Origin of the sequence: Nonomuraea bangladeshensis, assembly GCF_039529455.1 — a bacterium.
In the GTDB taxonomy this organism is placed as follows: Bacteria; Actinomycetota; Actinomycetes; order Streptosporangiales; family Streptosporangiaceae; genus Nonomuraea; species Nonomuraea bangladeshensis.
This window is the reverse complement of sequence record NZ_BAAAMV010000017.1, coordinates 30,907-45,971: the sequence shown is the minus strand read 5'-3', so window position 1 is coordinate 45,971 and position 15,065 is coordinate 30,907. Positions and strand designations below refer to the sequence as shown.

Genomic DNA, 15,065 nt, shown 5'->3' with positions numbered 1-15,065 from the left:
TATATATTGATCACATGCGACAGATGCAGGAGCCGACCTTCCTGATCCTCACCGCGTTGGCCGCCGGCCCCCAGCACGGGTACGGCGTCATCACCGACGTGGAACGCATCTCGGAAGGCCAGGTCCGGCTCCGCGCCGGCACCCTGTACGCCGCCTTCGACCGCCTCCAGGAGGAGGGCTTGATCGCCGAGGACCGGGAGGAGATCGTCGACGGCCGGGTGCGCCGCTACTACCGGCTGACCGGCGACGGCGCCACGAGGCTGGCGGCCGAGGCCGAGCGGATGCGCAGGCACGCCAGGGCGGCAACGGCGCGCCTGCGCGCGCTCGGGGCGGGAGGAACGGCATGAGCTCCCTCGAAAGCCGCTACCGCCGCCTCCTCGCCGCCTACCCCCGCGACCACCAGGCGCGGCACGAGGAGGAGATGCTCGGCGTGCTCCTCGCGGGGGCGCGGCCCGGCCAGACCCGTCCCCGTCCGGCCGACGTGGCCGACCTGCTCTGGGGTGCGCTGCGCGTCCACGCGCGGCGGGCCTTCGGCCCGGCCTCCGCGCCGGCCTGGCGCGGCGGGCCGGCGCTCGCCGTGGCGCTGTGGCCGTTCCTGATGCTGGCCGGCGCGCTGGCGACCAGGTTGCTCCAGACGGCCGAGAGTGTGGGCAACGTGGGGGTCGCCGCGGTGGCGCGGCCGTCCTGGGTCCTGCTCCTGGCCGAGCCGATCGTCGCCGCGGCGCTGCCGGCCCTGGCCGTGCTGCTCGGCCGGCGGTGGATCGCGGTGCTCGGCGTGGTCGCGTTCGTGCTGTACCAGGCCCGCCACCCCTACCTCCTGGAGCTGGACGCGCTGCTGTTCCCGAACCACGGCCCGGTCCTGCTGGCCCAGCTCGCGGCCGTCGCCATCGCGTTCGTGCCCGCCGCGCACCGCGCGATCGCGGTCGTCCCCTGGCGCGCGTTCCTGCTGTGGGGGCCGCTCGCCGTGGCGGGGCTGGCCATGAGCAAGGCGATCGTGCGCTGGGTGGACGTGATCGCCCATCACGACCTGGTGACCTGGAAGCCCGTGCCCTGGCTGGTCGTGGTGGGGCTGGCGGCGGGGTGGGCGTGCGGGTCGGCCGTGGGGCGGCGGGCGGCGCTGGTGCTGTTCCTGCCGGCGGCGGCCCTGGGGGACCTCGGGGACCTGCCGTCGGTGCCCGCCGCCACGGCGCTCGCCCAGATCGGGTGCGCGGCCCTGGCCTTCGCCGCCACGGCCGCCCTGGCCCTGAGGAGAGGGGCCGGTCGCTGAGCCGCCGCTCGGTTTGCGTTCCACCCCTCTGACCTGGTGTTATTCGATCGTGACTTGACCTGCGAGTTACGTACGGGTTTCATGTCCCCCACGCCGTAAACGTTTACAGAAGCAAGATCGTAAACGTTTACACCGATGGAAGGACTACCTTGGCCGACGGACCCACGATCAACACGATCGCCGCGCGCGCCGGTGTCTCGATCGCCTCCGTCTCGCGGGTGCTGAACGGCCTGCCGACCAGGCAGGAGACGGTGCGCAAGGTGATGGCGGCCGCCGACGAGCTGGGCTACGTGCGCAACGCCGTGGCCAGGTCGCTCAAGTCCCGCCGCACCCATCAGGTCGCCTTCGCCATGGCCGACGTCGGCAACCCCGCCTACCTGGCGATGCTGCGCGAGATCCAGCCCGTGCTGAAGGCCGCGGGCTACCGGCTCGTGCTGCACTCCACCGACGCCGTCGCCGCCGACGAGATCGACGTGCTGCGCAGCCTCGGCGAGCGGTACGTGGACGGCCTCATCATGAGCCCCCTGCGGGTCACCGACGCCCACCTGGAGACGCTGGCCGCCGCCCGCGCGCCGGTCGTGATCATCGGCCAGGTGCCCGACGGCACGCCCGTGGACAACGTACGGGCCGACTCCCGCACCGGCGTCCGGCTCGCGATCGACCACCTGCACGCGCTCGGCCGCCGCCGCGTCGCCATGGTCAACGGCCCGCTCGACACCGTGCCCGGCGCCGCCCGCGGGGCCGGCTACCGGGAGGCGCTGGAGGCGGTCGGCCTGCCGTACGACGAGGACTTGGTGCAGATCGCCGACTTCTACCGGCCCGAGGGGCGGCGCGCGGTCGCCGAGCTGCTGGCCCGCCGCCCCGACGTGGACGCGCTCATGTGCGCCAACGACCTCATCGCGCTCGGCGCGCTCGACGTGCTGCGCGACGCGGGCCGCCGGGTGCCGGAGGACGTGGCCGTGGCCGGCATGGACGACACCGACCTCGCCGCCGCCTCCTGGCCCTCGCTCACCAGCGTCTCTCTCGGCTCGGCCGAACGCGGCCGGGTCGCCGCCGAGCTGCTGCTGGAACGGCTGAACGGCGGCGAGCGCGAGCCCCGGCGGGTCACCGTGCCGCCCCGGCTCGTGGTGCGTGCCTCCACGGCGGGCGAAGGACACTGCGGCGAAGGACACAGCGGCGACGGACACAGCGGCGAGGGACACGGCACCGAGGGACACGGCACTGAGGGGAGCGGCGCGTGACCGCCACCGCGACCAGGCCCGCGCCGCCGCGCCGGCCGCACGCCCGCCCCCGCGGCCTGTCCCGCCAGACCCGCGAGATGTGGCTGCTCATGCTGCCCGCGCTGGTGCCGGTGCTGCTGTTCAGCGTCGGCCCGCTGCTGTACGGCATCGCGCTCGCCTTCACCGACGCCCGCAACACCCGCAACCACGAGACGAGCTTCGTCGGCCTGGAGAACCTGTTCGAGCTGCTGACCGCCGAGGACTTCTGGTCCTCCTTCAGGATCGGCGCGATCTGGTCCGTCTCGGTGACCGTGCTGCAGTTCCTGGCCGCGCTCGGCCTGGCGCTGCTGCTCAACGAGAACCTGCGCTTCCGCGGCGTGGCCAGGGTGCTGGCCGTGGTGCCGTGGGCGATGCCCCCGGTCGTCATCGGCCTGATGTGGAAGCTCGTCTACCACCCGGACGCCGGCATGCTCAACGCCCTGCTCGGCACGCACGTCAACTGGCTGGCCGACTTCTCGCTCGCGCTGCCGGCGATCATCGTGGTCGGCGTCTGGACCGGCATGCCGCAGACCACGGTCGTGCTGCTGGCCGGCCTCCAGGGCATCCCGCGCGAGCTGTACGAGGCCGGCGAGGTGGACGGCGCGAGCCGCTGGCGGCGCTTCTGGAACATCACGCTGCCGCAGCTCCGCCCGGTGATCGTGGCGATCACCTCGCTCGACTTCGTGTGGAACATCAACCAGTTCGGCCTGGTCTACGTGCTCACCCAGGGCGGGCCGGGCGGCCAGACGCGGCTGCCCATGCTGTTCGCCTACGAGGAGGCGTTCCGTTACCGCTTCGCCGGCTACGCCTCGATGCTCGGCCTGGCCATGGCGATCGTGGTGCTCGCGGTGCTCGGGCTGTACCTGTGGCGCCAGATGAGGGAGACCCGATGAGACGCTTCTCGCAGTACGCCGCGCTCGCCGCGTACGTCGTCTTCCTGGCCTTCCCGCTGCTCTGGCTGCTGTCGACGGCGCTGAAGACGCCGCAGGAGATGGCGCTGGCCGATCCCACGTGGATCCCGCGCGAGCCGACGCTGTCCAACTTCACCGACGCCTTCGGTGAGCAGGACCTGGTGGGCGCGGCGGTGCGCAGCCTCGGCGTGGCGCTGGCCGCCAGCGTCGTCACGGTGCTGATCTCGCTGCCGGCCGCCTACGCGATGGCCCGTTACCGCGGTCTGGTCAACAAGATCGCGATCGGCTGGGTGCTGGTCAGCCAGGTGTTCCCGTTCATCCTGATCATCATCCCGCTCTTCATGATCCTGCGGGACCTGGACCTGGTGAACACGCTGCCCGGCCTGGTGGTCGTGCACGTGACGTTCACGCTGCCGTTCGCGTTGTGGATGCTGCAGGGCTACGTCCGCGCGGTGCCGCGTGAGCTGGAGGAGGCCGCGGCCGTGGACGGCGCGAGCCGGCTGCGCTCGATCGCCTCGGTCGTCGCGCCGCTGCTCGCGCCGGGCGTGGTGGCCACGCTGCTGTTCGCGTTCATCTCGTCATGGAACGAGTTCATGTTCGCCCTCGTCATCCTGCAGAACCCCGACGTCATGACGCTTCCCCTCACGCTGGTGCGCTTCACCGGCCCCGAGGGGGTGGCCAGGCTCGGCCCGCTGGCCGCGGCGTCGCTCATGGCGACGATCCCGAGCTTGATCTTCTTCTCAATCATCCAGCGGCGACTGAAGTCCGGCCTGATGGCCGGCGCCGTGAAGGGCTAGGAGGCTCACATGCGTATCAGGTCCGCTCTGGCGGCGGCCGCCATCGTGGCGCTCGCCGGCGCGTGCGGCAGCGGAGGCGGCGACGGCGGCAGTTCCTCGTCGTCGTCCTCCTCCGGCGAGCCGGTCAAGATCAATTTCCTCAGCCTGGCCTGGCAGAAGGAATCCGTCGCCGCGAACAAGCAGATCGTGGACGAGTGGAACAAGGCCAACCCCAACATCCAGGTCACCTACGTCCAGGGCAGCTGGGACAACGTCAACGACCAGCTCGTCACCCAGTTCGCCGGCGGCACCGCGCCCGACGTCATCCACAACGACTCGCCCGCGCTGTCCGGGTTCGCCGCCGACGGCTACCTGCTCGACCTCAAGGACAAGGTGCCCGCCGAGCTGAAGAGCGACATCCCGCAGTCCGCCTGGGACACCGTCACCTTCGACGACGGCAAGGGCGGCCAGGGCGTGTACGGCGTGCCGTTCCTGCAGGAGTCGCAGGTCATCATCGCCAACAAGAAGCTGCTCGACGCGGCCAAGGTGCGCGTCCCCACCGCCGACAACCCGTGGACGTGGGACGAGTTCTCCGAGGCCGCCAAGAAGATGACCAAGGACGGCACCTTCGGCGTCGCCTGGGCCATGAAGTCGCCGGTCAACAAGACGCTCAACCTGGCGCTGAACTTCGGCGGCACGTTCTTCCAGACCGCCGACGGCAAGACCACGGTCAAGGTCGGCCCCGAGGAGCGCGAGGTGCTCCAGCGCATCCACGACCAGCTCCACAAGGACAAGTCCGCCGACCCCGCCGCGCTCGGCCAGGGCACCGCCGACCCGCTGCCCGCCTTCTACAAGGGCAAGTTCGCGCTGCTGCCGGCCGGCGTGTTCCTGCGCCAGCAAGTGGCCGAGCAGGCGCCCGACGGCTTCGAGTGGGTCACCCTGCCCGGCCCGAAGGGCACCACCGCCCAGCAGGGCGCGGTCTCGCAGACGCTGTCCATCGCCCAGGACAGCAAGCACCCCGAGGAGGCGATGAAGTTCATGGCCTTCTTCCTCAACGGCCCCAACCAGGCCAAGCTCGCCAAGGGGGACTGGCTGCTGCCGACCTCCCAGGCGGCCGCCTCCGACCCGGCGATCACCACCGAGGAGAACGGCTGGGACGTGGCCACCGCCTCCGTCAAGAACCTCGTCGTCGCGCCGTTCCTCAAGGTGAACGGCTTCGACGAGTGGAAGAGCAAGGTCGCCACGCCGGTGCTGCAGGAGTACTTCGCCGGCAAGATCACCCTCGACGACGCGGCCAAGCGGCTCGTGGACGAGGGCAACAAGGTCCTGGAGCGGTACCAGCGGTGACCTCCTACCGGGAACGGGCCCGGGGGTGTCTGCTCGGCCTCGCGGCCGGCGACGCCCTCGGGGCCCCCGCCGAGAACCTGACGCCGGCCGAGATCCGGCGGCGGTGGGGCCGGCTCACCGAGATCGAGGGCGGCGGCACCGACGACACCGAGTACGCCATCTTCGCCGCCTCGCTGCTCGGGCGGCACGGCCACGGGCTGACCCCCGAGCTGGTCGCGCGGGCGTACCGGGAAGAGATCATCCCCAGGGTGGACGGGCCGATGCGCGGCGCCGGGTTCTCGGAGCTGGGCACCGTCGAAGCGCTTCGACGCGGGCTGGAGCCGCCGCTCACCGGGCTGGTCCACTCGCACGGCTGGTCCGACGGGCTGGCCATGCGCGCGGCCCCGTACGGGATCTTCTGCCCCGGCGACCCGGCCGAGGCGGCCCGGCTGGTGGAGCAGGACGGGCTGGTGAGCGGGTCAGGCGAGGGCATCATCGGCGGCCGCGCGGTCGCGGGGGCCGTGGCCGCCGCGATGAGCGGCGCCGGGCCCGAGGACGTCGTGGACGCCGCGCTCGCGGTGATCCCCGGTGACTCGTGGACCGCCAGGAACATCCGCCGCGTCCGCGCGGTCCTTCGCGACGCGGCGCCCGATGATCTCGAAACGGCGCTGCACGAGGCCGTCGTCGTCCGGCACTACCCGTGGACCGACCTCGCCCCGGAGGCCGTCGCGCTCGCGCTGGCCGCCTTCCTGGCGGGCGGCGGCGAGGTGGAGGCGGCGGTGACGTTCGGGGTGAGCCTCGGACGGGACGCCGACACCATCGGGGCCATCGCCGGGGCCGTCAGCGGCGCGCGGCAGGGCGAGAGCGGCGTGCCCGCCCGCTGGGCGGCCAGGATCGGGCCGGTGACCGGCAAGTGCCTGCCCGTCGTGGCGGGACGGCACGTGCTGGACACCGCCGACGAACTCGCCGGTCTGCTGACCGGCGAATGCGCGGAAGGACGGTGACCGACATGTCGGGGGACAGGATCAGAGGAGCCGTCGCCGGGCTCGCCGTCGGTGACGCCGCGGGCTGGCCCGCGAGCCGGCACCGCGCGGCCCTGCACGCGCCCTGGAGCAGGCGGCTCCACCGGGAGCTCGACGCCTTCGCCGAGGAGCACCGGGTCACGACGCTGCCGGTGCCGTTCGCGCTCAACCAGCCGACCGCGCCGCTCGCCGTCGGCCCGTCCGACGACGCCGAATGGCTCGCCTGGACGCTGCTCACCGCCGACCGGCCGCGCGCCGCGGCCTTCCGCGAGCTGATCGGCAAGGACCTGCGGGCGCGCGTCTCGGTGCGGACCGCGCTCGACAACCTGGAGCGGGGCGTCGAGCCGCCCGCGTCCGGGCACGACAACCCGCACCACTTCGACGACGCCGCCGCGGTCCGGGCCGTCGCGTTCGGGGTCCTGGGGAGGGACCCGTCCGACGACGCCCAGGTCACCAACGCCGGGGACGGCGTGCTCGGCGCGCGGGCGATGGCCGCCGCCATGACCGCGGCCGTGGCCACCGGCGACGTGGCGCGGGCGGTGCGGGCGGCGCTGGACGTGCTGCCCGAGGGCACCGCGATCGGGCACAACGCCCGCCTCGCGCTGGGCGCCGCCGAGCGGGCGGGCGAGGCGTTCGCCGCCGTGCCCGCACTGGACGCGGCGCTGCTCGACCACGTCTACAGCTACGGCGTGGGCGCCGCGCAGACGGTGCCCGCGGCGCTGGCGCTGGCCGCGGCCTCCGGGGGCGACCTGACCAGGGCCGTGCCCGCGGCGGCGTGCCTGGCCGCGCTGGCCGACTCGGCGCCGGCGCTGACCGGCGCGCTCACGGGGGCCTGCGGCGGCTTCGAGGCGATCCCGGAGGGGTGGACCGCCTCGGCCCGTACGCTGGCAGGCTGTTGCCTGCCGGAACTGGCGGGCCAGGATCTGATGGAACTGACGAAAGGACTCGCATGACGCCGCTTGAGGACAGGGCGACCGGCTGCGTGGCGGGGGCGGCGGTCGGCGACGCGCTGGGCGGCGCCACCGAGGGCTGGACCCCCGAGCAGATCGTCGAGCGTTACGGCGGGCGCGTGGAGGGGATCGTGCCGCCGTACAACGACGACTGGCGCAACGCCCGGCCGATCGCGCCGTACCACAAGGGCGACGGCCACATCACCGACGACACCCTCATGACGCACGCGCTGATCCGCGTCTACGAGAAGGCCGGCCGCCACCTCGACGCCTACGCGATGGCCGAGCACCTGGTGCCCGAGCTGATGGGCGAGCGGCGCTGGATCCCCGAGCTGGAGGCCGAGGCGCTGCCGCTGCAGCGGATCTTCCTGGCCGAGAAGTGGATCGTGGCCCGGCTGCACTACGGCCACGCCGACCCGCGCGAGGCCGGCGTCGGCAACATCGTCAACTGCGGCGCCGCCATGTACGTCGCCCCCGTCGGCATCGTCAACGCCGCCGACCCCGACGCCGCCTACGCCGAGGCGATCGACCTCACCGGCGCCCACCAGTCCAGCTACGGCCGCGAGGCCGCGGGCGTCATGGCCGCCGCCGTGGCCGAGGCCATGCGGCCCGGCGCCACCGCCGACTCCGTGGTGTCCGCCTGCCTGCGCCTGGCCAAGGACGGCACCAGGGCCGCCATCGAGGCGGTCTGCGAGGCCGCCGCCGGGCTCGGGCACTGGGAGGGCTCGTTCGAGACGCTGCGGGCCGCCGTGCGCCCCTACGACACGGTCGCCGACACCTACCGCGACCAGGGCCTCGGCGCGCGGCGGCCGAGCCGCGTGCACAGCATCGAGGAGCTGCCGCTGGCGCTCGGCATGCTGGTGATCGCCAAGGGCGACTACCGCGAGACCGTGCTGGGCGGCGTCAACTACGGGCGCGACGCCGACTCCATCGCCTCCATGGGCGGCGCCATCGCGGGCGCGCTCGGCGGGCTCGCGGCGGTGCCGGCGGAGTGGGTGGAGCAGGTGGGGGCGGCGAGCCGTACGGACCTGGTGGCTCCCGGCCGCGCCATCGCGGCGGTCGCGCGCCGGGTGCGCGCGGGCGACCAGGAGCGGCGGCGGGCCGCCGAGGCCGCCTTCGCCGAGCTGGACCACCCGTGATCCGCCTCACCTGGGTGCAGCCGGAGGACCTGGTCGGGCACGAGCTGCGCCAGGCCGCCGAGGACGGCCGCGACCCCGCCCGGGTGCGCGCCGTCGCGGAACGCTGGCACGCGGCGGGCGGTCACGACGCCCCGCCGCGCGCCGGCGCGTCCGAGGCGGGCGCGGCGCGGCTGCGCGGCCTGGCCGAGGAGCTGCTGGACGAGCTGGCCGCGCTCCCGTCGCCGCTGGAGGAGCCGTCGGAGCTGGCGGACATCGCCGCCGCCTGCCCCGCCTGGCCGGACGCCCGCCCTGGCGGCACGGCCGACCCCCGGCGGGTGCTGGCGGCCTGGCAGGGCCGGGCGGCCGGGTGCGTGCTCGGCAAGCCCGTGGAGAAGATCCCGCGCGCGGGCATCAGGGAGATCGCCGAGGCCACCGGCAACTGGCCGATCCGCGGCTGGTTCACCGCCCGCGGCCTGCCGGAGGACGTCGCGCGCCGCTGGCCGTGGAACCGCCGCAGCGCCGTCAACTCCCTCGCCGAGAACATCGACGGCATCCCCGAGGACGACGACCTCAACTACCCGCTGCTCGCGCTGTCGGTGCTGGAGCGCCACGGCCGCGGCTTCACCACCGAGGACGTGGCCCGGCTGTGGCTGGACGAGCTGCCGGCCGGGCGCACGTTCACGGCTGAGCGGGTGGCGTACCGCAACCTGCTGGACGGCGTCGAGCCGCCCGCGACGGCCACCCGGCGCAACCCGTTCCGCGAGTGGATCGGCGCGTTCATCAGGACGGACGTCTACGGATGGGTCAACCCGGGTGATCCGGCCACGGCCGCCGAGTACGCCTGGCGCGACGCCCGACTCACCCACACCGCGAACGGGATCTACGGGGCGATGTTCGCCGCCGCGATGTGCGCGGCCTCGCTGACCGCCGGTTCGCCGGAGGAGGTCGTCGAGGCGGGCCTGTCCGTCGTGCCGCCGGGCTCGCGCCTGCACCGCGCCGTGCGCGAGGCCGTCGCGGACGCCGTCCGTGAGCCGGACTTCGAGCGCGTCGTGGACCGGCTGCACGAGCGGCACGGCGCGCTCCACTGGGTGCACACCATCCACAACGCGGCCCTGGTCGCCGCGACCCTCGTCCACGGGCGGGGCGACTTCACCGCCACGATCGCCGGAGCCGTCGCCGGCGGCTGGGACACCGACTCGGCGGGCGCCACCGCCGGCTCGATCTGCGGCGCGCTCGCCGGGGACGTCCCGGAGCGGTGGCGCATCCGCGACAGCCTGGCCAGCAGCCTGACCGGGTTCGACGGAGTGAGCCTCGGTGAGCTGGCCCGGCGTACTCAGGAGATGATGCAGGCATGATCTCGGTTTTCGGCAGCGCCAACATGGACCTCGTCGCCTACGTCGCCCAGGCCCCCGCCCGCGGCGAGACGGTCACCGGCCACCGCTTCCGCACCGTGCCCGGCGGCAAGGGCGCCAACCAGGCCGTCGCCGCCGCGCGGGCCGGGGCGGAGGTGGCCTTCCTCGGGGCGGTTGGCGACGACGGGTTCGGTGCCGAGATGCGCGCCGCGCTGGCCGCCGCCGGGGTGGACGTGCGCGGCCTGCGCCAGGTGCCGGGACCGAGCGGCATCGCGCACATCGTCGTGGACGACGACGGCGGCAACTCCATCATCGTGGTCCCGGGCGCGAACGGCACCGTCACCGGCCCCTCGGAGACCGACCTCGCGGCCATCGCCGGGTCGCGGGCGCTGCTGCTCCAGCTCGAACTGCCGCTGCCCGCCGTCGTGGCCGCCGCCGAGGCCGGGCGGGCCGCCGGCGTCCCGGTCGTCCTCACGCCCGCGCCCGCGCAGCCGCTGCCCGGCGAGCTGCTCGACGCGGTCACGCTGATCGTCCCGAACGAGCACGAGGCCGCCGCCATCACCGGCGCGAGCGGCCCGGACGCCGCCCTGGACGCCCTGCTGGAGCGGGTCGAGGAGGCCGTCATCACGCTCGGCGGCGCGGGCGCGCTCTACGGGTCGCGCTCGGGGGAGCGGCTGCGGGTGCCGGCCGCCGAGGTCAAGGCGGTGGACACCACGGCGGCAGGTGACACCTTCGTGGGGGCGCTGGCGGTGGCCCGCGCCGAAGGCCGGCCCATGGCCGACGCCCTCCGCTTCGCCACGGCGGCGGCGGCGCTGTCGGTGCTGCGCGAGGGCGCCAGCACCTCGATGCCGCACCGGCACGAGATCGAGGACTTCCTGGCCTGACGACGCGCCGCCGCGAAGCGGTGGAGCGGCGATACGGGGGAAGAGGAAGGGCATGAGCGAGATGCCCTATGAGCTGCCGGAAGCCGTCGGCGGCGTTGACGGGGAGAGCGACGTGGTGGCCGAACGCTCCGGCTGCGTCACCCGGCACAACCGCCGTCCGGTCTCCGCCGACATGCCCCAGGACCTCGATCCGCCGCATCCGTACGAGGAGCCGGAGGAGAACGAGGAGGACGTCACCCGGCCCGACATCGGCCCCACCGGCTGACCCGCTCCCAGCGGGCTCAGGCGCGGGCGCGCAGGTGGGCGAGCGTCCGCTCCAGCTCGGCCTGCAGGACGGCCTCGGCGGCGGGCCCGTCGCCGCGCCGGACGGCGTCCACCAGGGCGGCGTGCGAGTCGTGCCCGGGGTCGGGGTCGTGCTCGCGCAGGCCGAGCAGCTCCACCAGATCGATCAGCCGCTCCCGCAGCGCCGGGGCGAACTCCGCGAACAGGTCCGTCAGCACCGGGTTCCCCGCCGCCGCCACGACCGCCGCGTGCAACGCGATGTCGGCGTCCACGAACCCGGCGTCACTCCCGGTGGCGGCGGCGTGCCGGGCCGCGAGCGCGGCCTCCAGCGCCGCCACGTCCTCCTCGGTGCGCCGCTCGGCGGCCAGGCGCGCCGCGCGGGTCTCGACCATGACGCGGACCTCGTACACGTCGGTGATGGCGGCGCGGCGCAGCCGGGCCGGCCAGTCCTCGGCCGGCTCGGTGGCGATGACGTAGACCCCGGAGCCCTGCCGGGCCTGCACGAGGCCGGCGCCGGCGAGCGCCCGCAGCGCCTCCCTGACCGTGGAGCGGCCGACACCGAGCGCCTTGGCGAGGGCGTTCTCGCCGGGCAGGCGGGTGCCGACCGGCCATTCGCCCTGGGTGATCTGCTCCCGCAGGTGCTCGGTGGCCTGTTCGACGAGCGGGCTGGGGCGGAGCGAGCCGAGGGGCATCGGAAAGAACCTCTCAGGTTGTCTGAGGACCTGTGGTGTGGTTAGTCTAGCGCCCATGACGTCGTACGGTCTCCTCCTCGGCCGCCGCGGCGGGGCCTGACCGGACCGGCACCCCGTCGCGGTGGCCCGATCGTGCCGGTCTTCCCCCACCGAAGACGGACGACAAGGAACCCCGACCGCCATGTACCCATGGAACCGGCAGCGCCCCAGCGGCATGCCCTCCCACCGCTACCGTCCCGCCCACGAGCGCGTCGAGGTCCCCCTCGCCGCCGACCGCTCCTGGCCCGCCCGCCGCCTCACGCACGCCCCGCTCTGGGTGCCCGTCGACCTGCGCGACGGCAACCAGGCCCTGGCCGAGCCGATGGACCCGGCCCGCAAGCGCACGATGTTCGCGCTGCTGACGCGCATGGGGTTCAAGGAGATCGAGGTCGGCTACCCGTCCTCCAGCCGGCTCGACTTCGACTTCGTCCGCGAGCTGGCCGCGCCGGGCGCGCTGCCCGAGGACGTGACGCCCGTGGTGTTCACCGCGGCCCGCGCGGACCTCATCGAGCGAACCTTCGCCGCCATGGAGGGCCTGCCGCGCGCGGTCGTGCACCTCTACACCGCCACCGCGCCCACCTGGCGCGAGGTCGTGCTCGGCCACGACCGGCGCGAGCTGCGCGCCCTGATCATGGAGGCCGCCGGGCAGATCGCCCGGCTCGCCGACGGCCTGCCCGGCGTGCGCTTCGAGTTCTCGCCGGAGGTCTTCAACCTCACCGAGCCGGACTACGCGCTGGAGGTGTGCAACGACCTGACCGCCCTGTGGGACGCCTCGCCGGACCGCCCGGTGATCCACAACCTGCCGGCCACGGTCGAGATCTCCACCCCGAACGTGTACGCCGACCAGATCGAGCACATGCACCGCCACCTCGACCGCAGGGACGCGGTGATCCTCTCCGTGCACCCGCACAACGACCGCGGCACCGGCGTGGCCTGCGCCGAGCTGGCCATGCTGGCGGGGGCGCAGCGGGTGGAGGGCTGCCTGTTCGGCAACGGCGAGCGCACCGGCAACGTCGACCTGGTCACGCTCGCGCTCAACCTGCACACTCAGGGCGTCGACCCGATGATCGACTTCTCCGACCTCGACGGGATCAGGCGCGTGGTCGAGCACTGCAACCGCCTGCCGGTGCCCGACCGCCACCCGTACGCGGGCGACCTCGTCCACACCGCCTTCTCCGGCACCCACCAGGACGCCATCGGCAAGGGCCTGGCCCACCACGCCAAGCGCGCCGCCGAGCTGGGCGTGCCGCCGGAGCAGGCGCCGTGGGAGGTGCCGTACCTGCCGATCGACCCGGCCGACGTGGGCCGCGGCTACCAGGCGGTCATCCGGGTCAACAGCCAGTCGGGCAAGGGCGGCATCGCCTACCTGCTGCGCAGCAGGTACGGCCTGGAGCTGCCGCGCCGCCTGCAGATCGACTTCGCGGCCGTCGTGCAGCGGGCCACGGACGGCAGCGGCGAGGAGATCACCGCCGAGGAGCTGTGGGAGCTCTTCCGCGCCGCCTACGTCGCTCCGGGCGAGCCCGGCGCGCTCGCCGACTGGACCACGGCCCCGGCCGGGCCGGGCGAGCACGTCTTCACCGGCACGCTGCGCTCCGGCCGCCGCCTGCACGGCACCGGCAACGGCCCGCTGTCGGCCCTCACGGCCGCCCTGGCCGCCGACGGGCTCGACGTGGAGATCCTCCACTACGCCGAGCACGCGCTCGGGACGGACGCGGCCAGCGAGGCCGTGGCCTACGTCGAGGCGCGCGTCGCGGGCCGGACGCGCTGGGGCGTGGCGCTGGACACCTCGGTGCTGACCGCGTCGGTGCACGCGGTGCTGTCCGCGGTCAACGCCGCCCTGGCGGGCGACGGGGTCAGCCCGGAGGCTCCAGCTCGCAGCGGCGCTTCAGGCTGAGCGCCTCCGTACGGACGTAGCGGCGGGTGCGGGCGCCGGTCAGCAGGGCGAGGACCGGCGCCAGCAGCCCGCTGCGGCTGATCGACAGCTCGACGGCGGCCCCGCCGCGCGCGGCCGCCTCCACGACGTGCCCGGCCGCGATCGTCACGCCCGCGGCCACCGTCTCCCAGACGAACGAGCGGCCAGGGGTGAGCGCCGTCACCATCCAGTCGAGGGCCGGCATGCCGGGCTGCTCGATGCGCACCCGGCTGCCGGCGCCGAACGGCTCGTCGTCCAGCAGGCGCACGCTCGTCATCGTCGGCGTGAACTCCGGCCAGCGGGTCACGTCCGCCATCGTCCGCCACACCAGCTCGGCGGAGGCGTCCACGGCCACGCGGGTGCGGAAGGTCATCTCCTGCCCGCCGCCTCGGGCGTCAGGTGGGCCGCGCACTCGTCCCGGTAGTGCAGGACCCGGCCGCGCAGCCGCTTCGGGTCGGCCAGCACCGCACGCGAGACCGACGGCAGGACGGCGTGCCGCACCGGCGCGAACAGCCGCGCCACGTCGGCCGGACTCGCGCCCTGCGCGCCCACCCCGGGGACCAGGATCGGCCCGTTGAGGTCGGTCAGCGGATGCTCCACCTCGGTCAGCGTGGCGCCCATGACCAGCCCCACCGGCCCGAACGGCGTCGCCCCCGCGTTCGCCGCGGTCGCGCCCGCGACGACCTGCCCGGCCACCAGCCGCTGCAGCTCCGCCGACTCCGGGTTGGAGGTGCGGGCCAGCACGAACACGCCCGCGTCGTTGGCCACCGCCGAGGCGATCGCGCCCGTCAGCGAGCCGAACCCGAGGTAGGGGCTCAGCGTCACGGCGTCGGCGGCCAGCGGGCTGCCCCGGTCGAGGTACGCCTCGGCGTAGGCGGTCATCGTGCTCGCGATGTCGCCCCGCTTGACGTCCAGCAGCACGAGCGTGCCCGCCTCGCGGAGGTCGGCGATGGCGCGTTCCAGCACGGCGACGCCCCGGCTGCCCCATCGCTCGAAGAACGCCGACTGCGGCTTGACCACGGCCGCCACCTCCGCCACGGTCTCGACGACCGTCCGGCTGAAGCGTTCGAGCCCGGACGGCGAGTCGTCCAGCCCCCAGGCGTCCAGCAGGGCCGGGCTCGGATCGATGCCGACGCACAGCGGCCCGCACGCGTCGAGCCTGGCTCGCAGGCGTGCCCCGAACGACTCGTTCATGGTGAACCCCTTCGCACGGTTATGCGGCGACCCTACGGGACGGGCCGCTCGGGTGAACAGGAGACCGACCGTTCCCGTTCA

16 protein-coding genes are annotated in these 15,065 nt (G+C 74.3%); 13 read left to right on the top strand and 3 right to left on the bottom strand.

The annotated features are described in order from the left end of the window. Positions 1 to 14: 14 nt before the first annotated feature. From ABD292_RS43280 to ABD292_RS43225, 12 genes are all read left to right on the top strand, one after another. Positions 15 to 347, top strand: a complete 333-nt coding sequence (locus ABD292_RS43280) for a PadR family transcriptional regulator (protein ID WP_344218197.1) — start codon at positions 15 to 17, stop codon at positions 345 to 347. Continuing rightward, complete coding sequence (locus ABD292_RS43275; RefSeq protein ID WP_344218195.1) at positions 344 to 1,267, top strand: hypothetical protein; 924 nt, start codon at positions 344 to 346, stop codon at positions 1,265 to 1,267. The genes ABD292_RS43280 and ABD292_RS43275 overlap by 4 nt, the downstream gene beginning before the upstream one ends. A 149-nt stretch (positions 1,268 to 1,416) precedes the next feature. Beyond that, entirely contained in the window at positions 1,417 to 2,508 is a 1,092-nt protein-coding gene (locus ABD292_RS43270; protein WP_344218193.1) for a LacI family DNA-binding transcriptional regulator, read from the top strand. Further along, entirely contained in the window at positions 2,505 to 3,419 is a 915-nt protein-coding gene (locus ABD292_RS43265; protein WP_344218191.1) for a carbohydrate ABC transporter permease, read from the top strand. Before ABD292_RS43270 ends, ABD292_RS43265 begins: the two co-directional genes overlap by 4 nt. Beyond that, positions 3,416 to 4,234, top strand: coding sequence for a carbohydrate ABC transporter permease (locus ABD292_RS43260; protein ID WP_344218189.1), 819 nt, complete (start codon positions 3,416 to 3,418; stop codon positions 4,232 to 4,234). Before ABD292_RS43265 ends, ABD292_RS43260 begins: the two co-directional genes overlap by 4 nt. 9 nt (positions 4,235 to 4,243) lie before the next feature. Then, positions 4,244 to 5,560 carry an ABC transporter substrate-binding protein gene (locus tag ABD292_RS43255; protein WP_344218187.1) on the top strand — a complete coding sequence of 439 codons (1,317 nt, stop codon included), beginning with the start codon at positions 4,244 to 4,246 and terminating at the stop codon, positions 5,558 to 5,560. Further along, positions 5,557 to 6,543 (top strand): ADP-ribosylglycohydrolase family protein, encoded by a 987-nt coding sequence (locus ABD292_RS43250; protein WP_344218185.1) that lies wholly within the window; start codon positions 5,557 to 5,559, stop codon positions 6,541 to 6,543. The genes ABD292_RS43255 and ABD292_RS43250 overlap by 4 nt, the downstream gene beginning before the upstream one ends. 5 nt (positions 6,544 to 6,548) lie before the next feature. Next, positions 6,549 to 7,514, top strand: coding sequence for an ADP-ribosylglycohydrolase family protein (locus ABD292_RS43245; protein WP_344218183.1), 966 nt, complete (start codon positions 6,549 to 6,551; stop codon positions 7,512 to 7,514). Beyond that, complete coding sequence (locus ABD292_RS43240) at positions 7,511 to 8,650, top strand: ADP-ribosylglycohydrolase family protein (RefSeq protein WP_344218181.1); 1,140 nt, start codon at positions 7,511 to 7,513, stop codon at positions 8,648 to 8,650. The genes ABD292_RS43245 and ABD292_RS43240 overlap by 4 nt, the downstream gene beginning before the upstream one ends. Beyond that, positions 8,647 to 9,984, top strand: coding sequence for an ADP-ribosylglycohydrolase family protein (locus tag ABD292_RS43235; RefSeq protein ID WP_344218179.1), 1,338 nt, complete (start codon positions 8,647 to 8,649; stop codon positions 9,982 to 9,984). The genes ABD292_RS43240 and ABD292_RS43235 overlap by 4 nt, the downstream gene beginning before the upstream one ends. Beyond that, complete coding sequence (gene rbsK / locus ABD292_RS43230; RefSeq protein ID WP_344218177.1) at positions 9,981 to 10,865, top strand: ribokinase; 885 nt, start codon at positions 9,981 to 9,983, stop codon at positions 10,863 to 10,865. Before ABD292_RS43235 ends, rbsK begins: the two co-directional genes overlap by 4 nt. A 52-nt stretch (positions 10,866 to 10,917) precedes the next feature. After that, positions 10,918 to 11,130: a hypothetical protein gene (locus ABD292_RS43225; RefSeq protein WP_344218175.1), complete on the top strand. Its 213-nt coding sequence runs from the start codon at positions 10,918 to 10,920 to the stop codon at positions 11,128 to 11,130. A 16-nt stretch (positions 11,131 to 11,146) separates the two neighbouring features. Here the strand turns inward: ABD292_RS43225 and ABD292_RS43220 are convergent, their stop codons facing one another. Further along, positions 11,147 to 11,839: a FadR/GntR family transcriptional regulator gene (locus ABD292_RS43220; RefSeq protein ID WP_344218173.1), complete on the bottom strand. Its 693-nt coding sequence runs from the start codon at positions 11,837 to 11,839 to the stop codon at positions 11,147 to 11,149. A 181-nt stretch (positions 11,840 to 12,020) separates the two neighbouring features. On the opposite strand from ABD292_RS43220, the gene leuA reads away from it, so the two are divergent. Further along, complete coding sequence (leuA, locus tag ABD292_RS43215) at positions 12,021 to 13,772, top strand: 2-isopropylmalate synthase (RefSeq protein ID WP_344218171.1); 1,752 nt, start codon at positions 12,021 to 12,023, stop codon at positions 13,770 to 13,772. On the opposite strand, the gene ABD292_RS43210 is transcribed toward leuA, so the two are convergent. Together ABD292_RS43210 and pyrF are read right to left on the bottom strand one after the other, a co-directional pair. Beyond that, positions 13,732 to 14,163: an SRPBCC family protein gene (locus ABD292_RS43210; protein ID WP_344218169.1), complete on the bottom strand. Its 432-nt coding sequence runs from the start codon at positions 14,161 to 14,163 to the stop codon at positions 13,732 to 13,734. The genes leuA and ABD292_RS43210 overlap by 41 nt on opposite strands. Continuing rightward, positions 14,160 to 14,984 (bottom strand): orotidine-5'-phosphate decarboxylase, encoded by an 825-nt coding sequence (gene pyrF / locus ABD292_RS43205; protein ID WP_344218167.1) that lies wholly within the window; start codon positions 14,982 to 14,984, stop codon positions 14,160 to 14,162. The genes ABD292_RS43210 and pyrF overlap by 4 nt, the downstream gene beginning before the upstream one ends. Between the last annotated feature and the right edge of the window lie 81 nt (positions 14,985 to 15,065).

Excerpts from the sequence above, each read along its gene's own strand:
- ABD292_RS43280 (WP_344218197.1), top strand. The coding sequence starts at position 15 with ATGCGACAGATGCAGGAGCCGACCTTCCTGATCCTCACCGCGTTGGCC.
- ABD292_RS43275 (WP_344218195.1), top strand. The coding sequence starts at position 344 with ATGAGCTCCCTCGAAAGCCGCTACCGCCGCCTCCTCGCCGCCTACCCC.
- ABD292_RS43260 (WP_344218189.1), top strand. The coding sequence starts at position 3,416 with ATGAGACGCTTCTCGCAGTACGCCGCGCTCGCCGCGTACGTCGTCTTC.
- ABD292_RS43255 (WP_344218187.1), top strand. The coding sequence starts at position 4,244 with ATGCGTATCAGGTCCGCTCTGGCGGCGGCCGCCATCGTGGCGCTCGCC.
- ABD292_RS43245 (WP_344218183.1), top strand. The coding sequence starts at position 6,549 with ATGTCGGGGGACAGGATCAGAGGAGCCGTCGCCGGGCTCGCCGTCGGT.
- ABD292_RS43240 (WP_344218181.1), top strand. The coding sequence starts at position 7,511 with ATGACGCCGCTTGAGGACAGGGCGACCGGCTGCGTGGCGGGGGCGGCG.
- rbsK (WP_344218177.1), top strand. The coding sequence starts at position 9,981 with ATGATCTCGGTTTTCGGCAGCGCCAACATGGACCTCGTCGCCTACGTC.
- ABD292_RS43225 (WP_344218175.1), top strand. The coding sequence starts at position 10,918 with ATGAGCGAGATGCCCTATGAGCTGCCGGAAGCCGTCGGCGGCGTTGAC.
- ABD292_RS43220 (WP_344218173.1), bottom strand. The coding sequence starts at position 11,839 with ATGCCCCTCGGCTCGCTCCGCCCCAGCCCGCTCGTCGAACAGGCCACC.
- leuA (WP_344218171.1), top strand. The coding sequence starts at position 12,021 with ATGTACCCATGGAACCGGCAGCGCCCCAGCGGCATGCCCTCCCACCGC.
- ABD292_RS43210 (WP_344218169.1), bottom strand. The coding sequence starts at position 14,163 with ATGACCTTCCGCACCCGCGTGGCCGTGGACGCCTCCGCCGAGCTGGTG.
- pyrF (WP_344218167.1), bottom strand. The coding sequence starts at position 14,984 with ATGAACGAGTCGTTCGGGGCACGCCTGCGAGCCAGGCTCGACGCGTGC.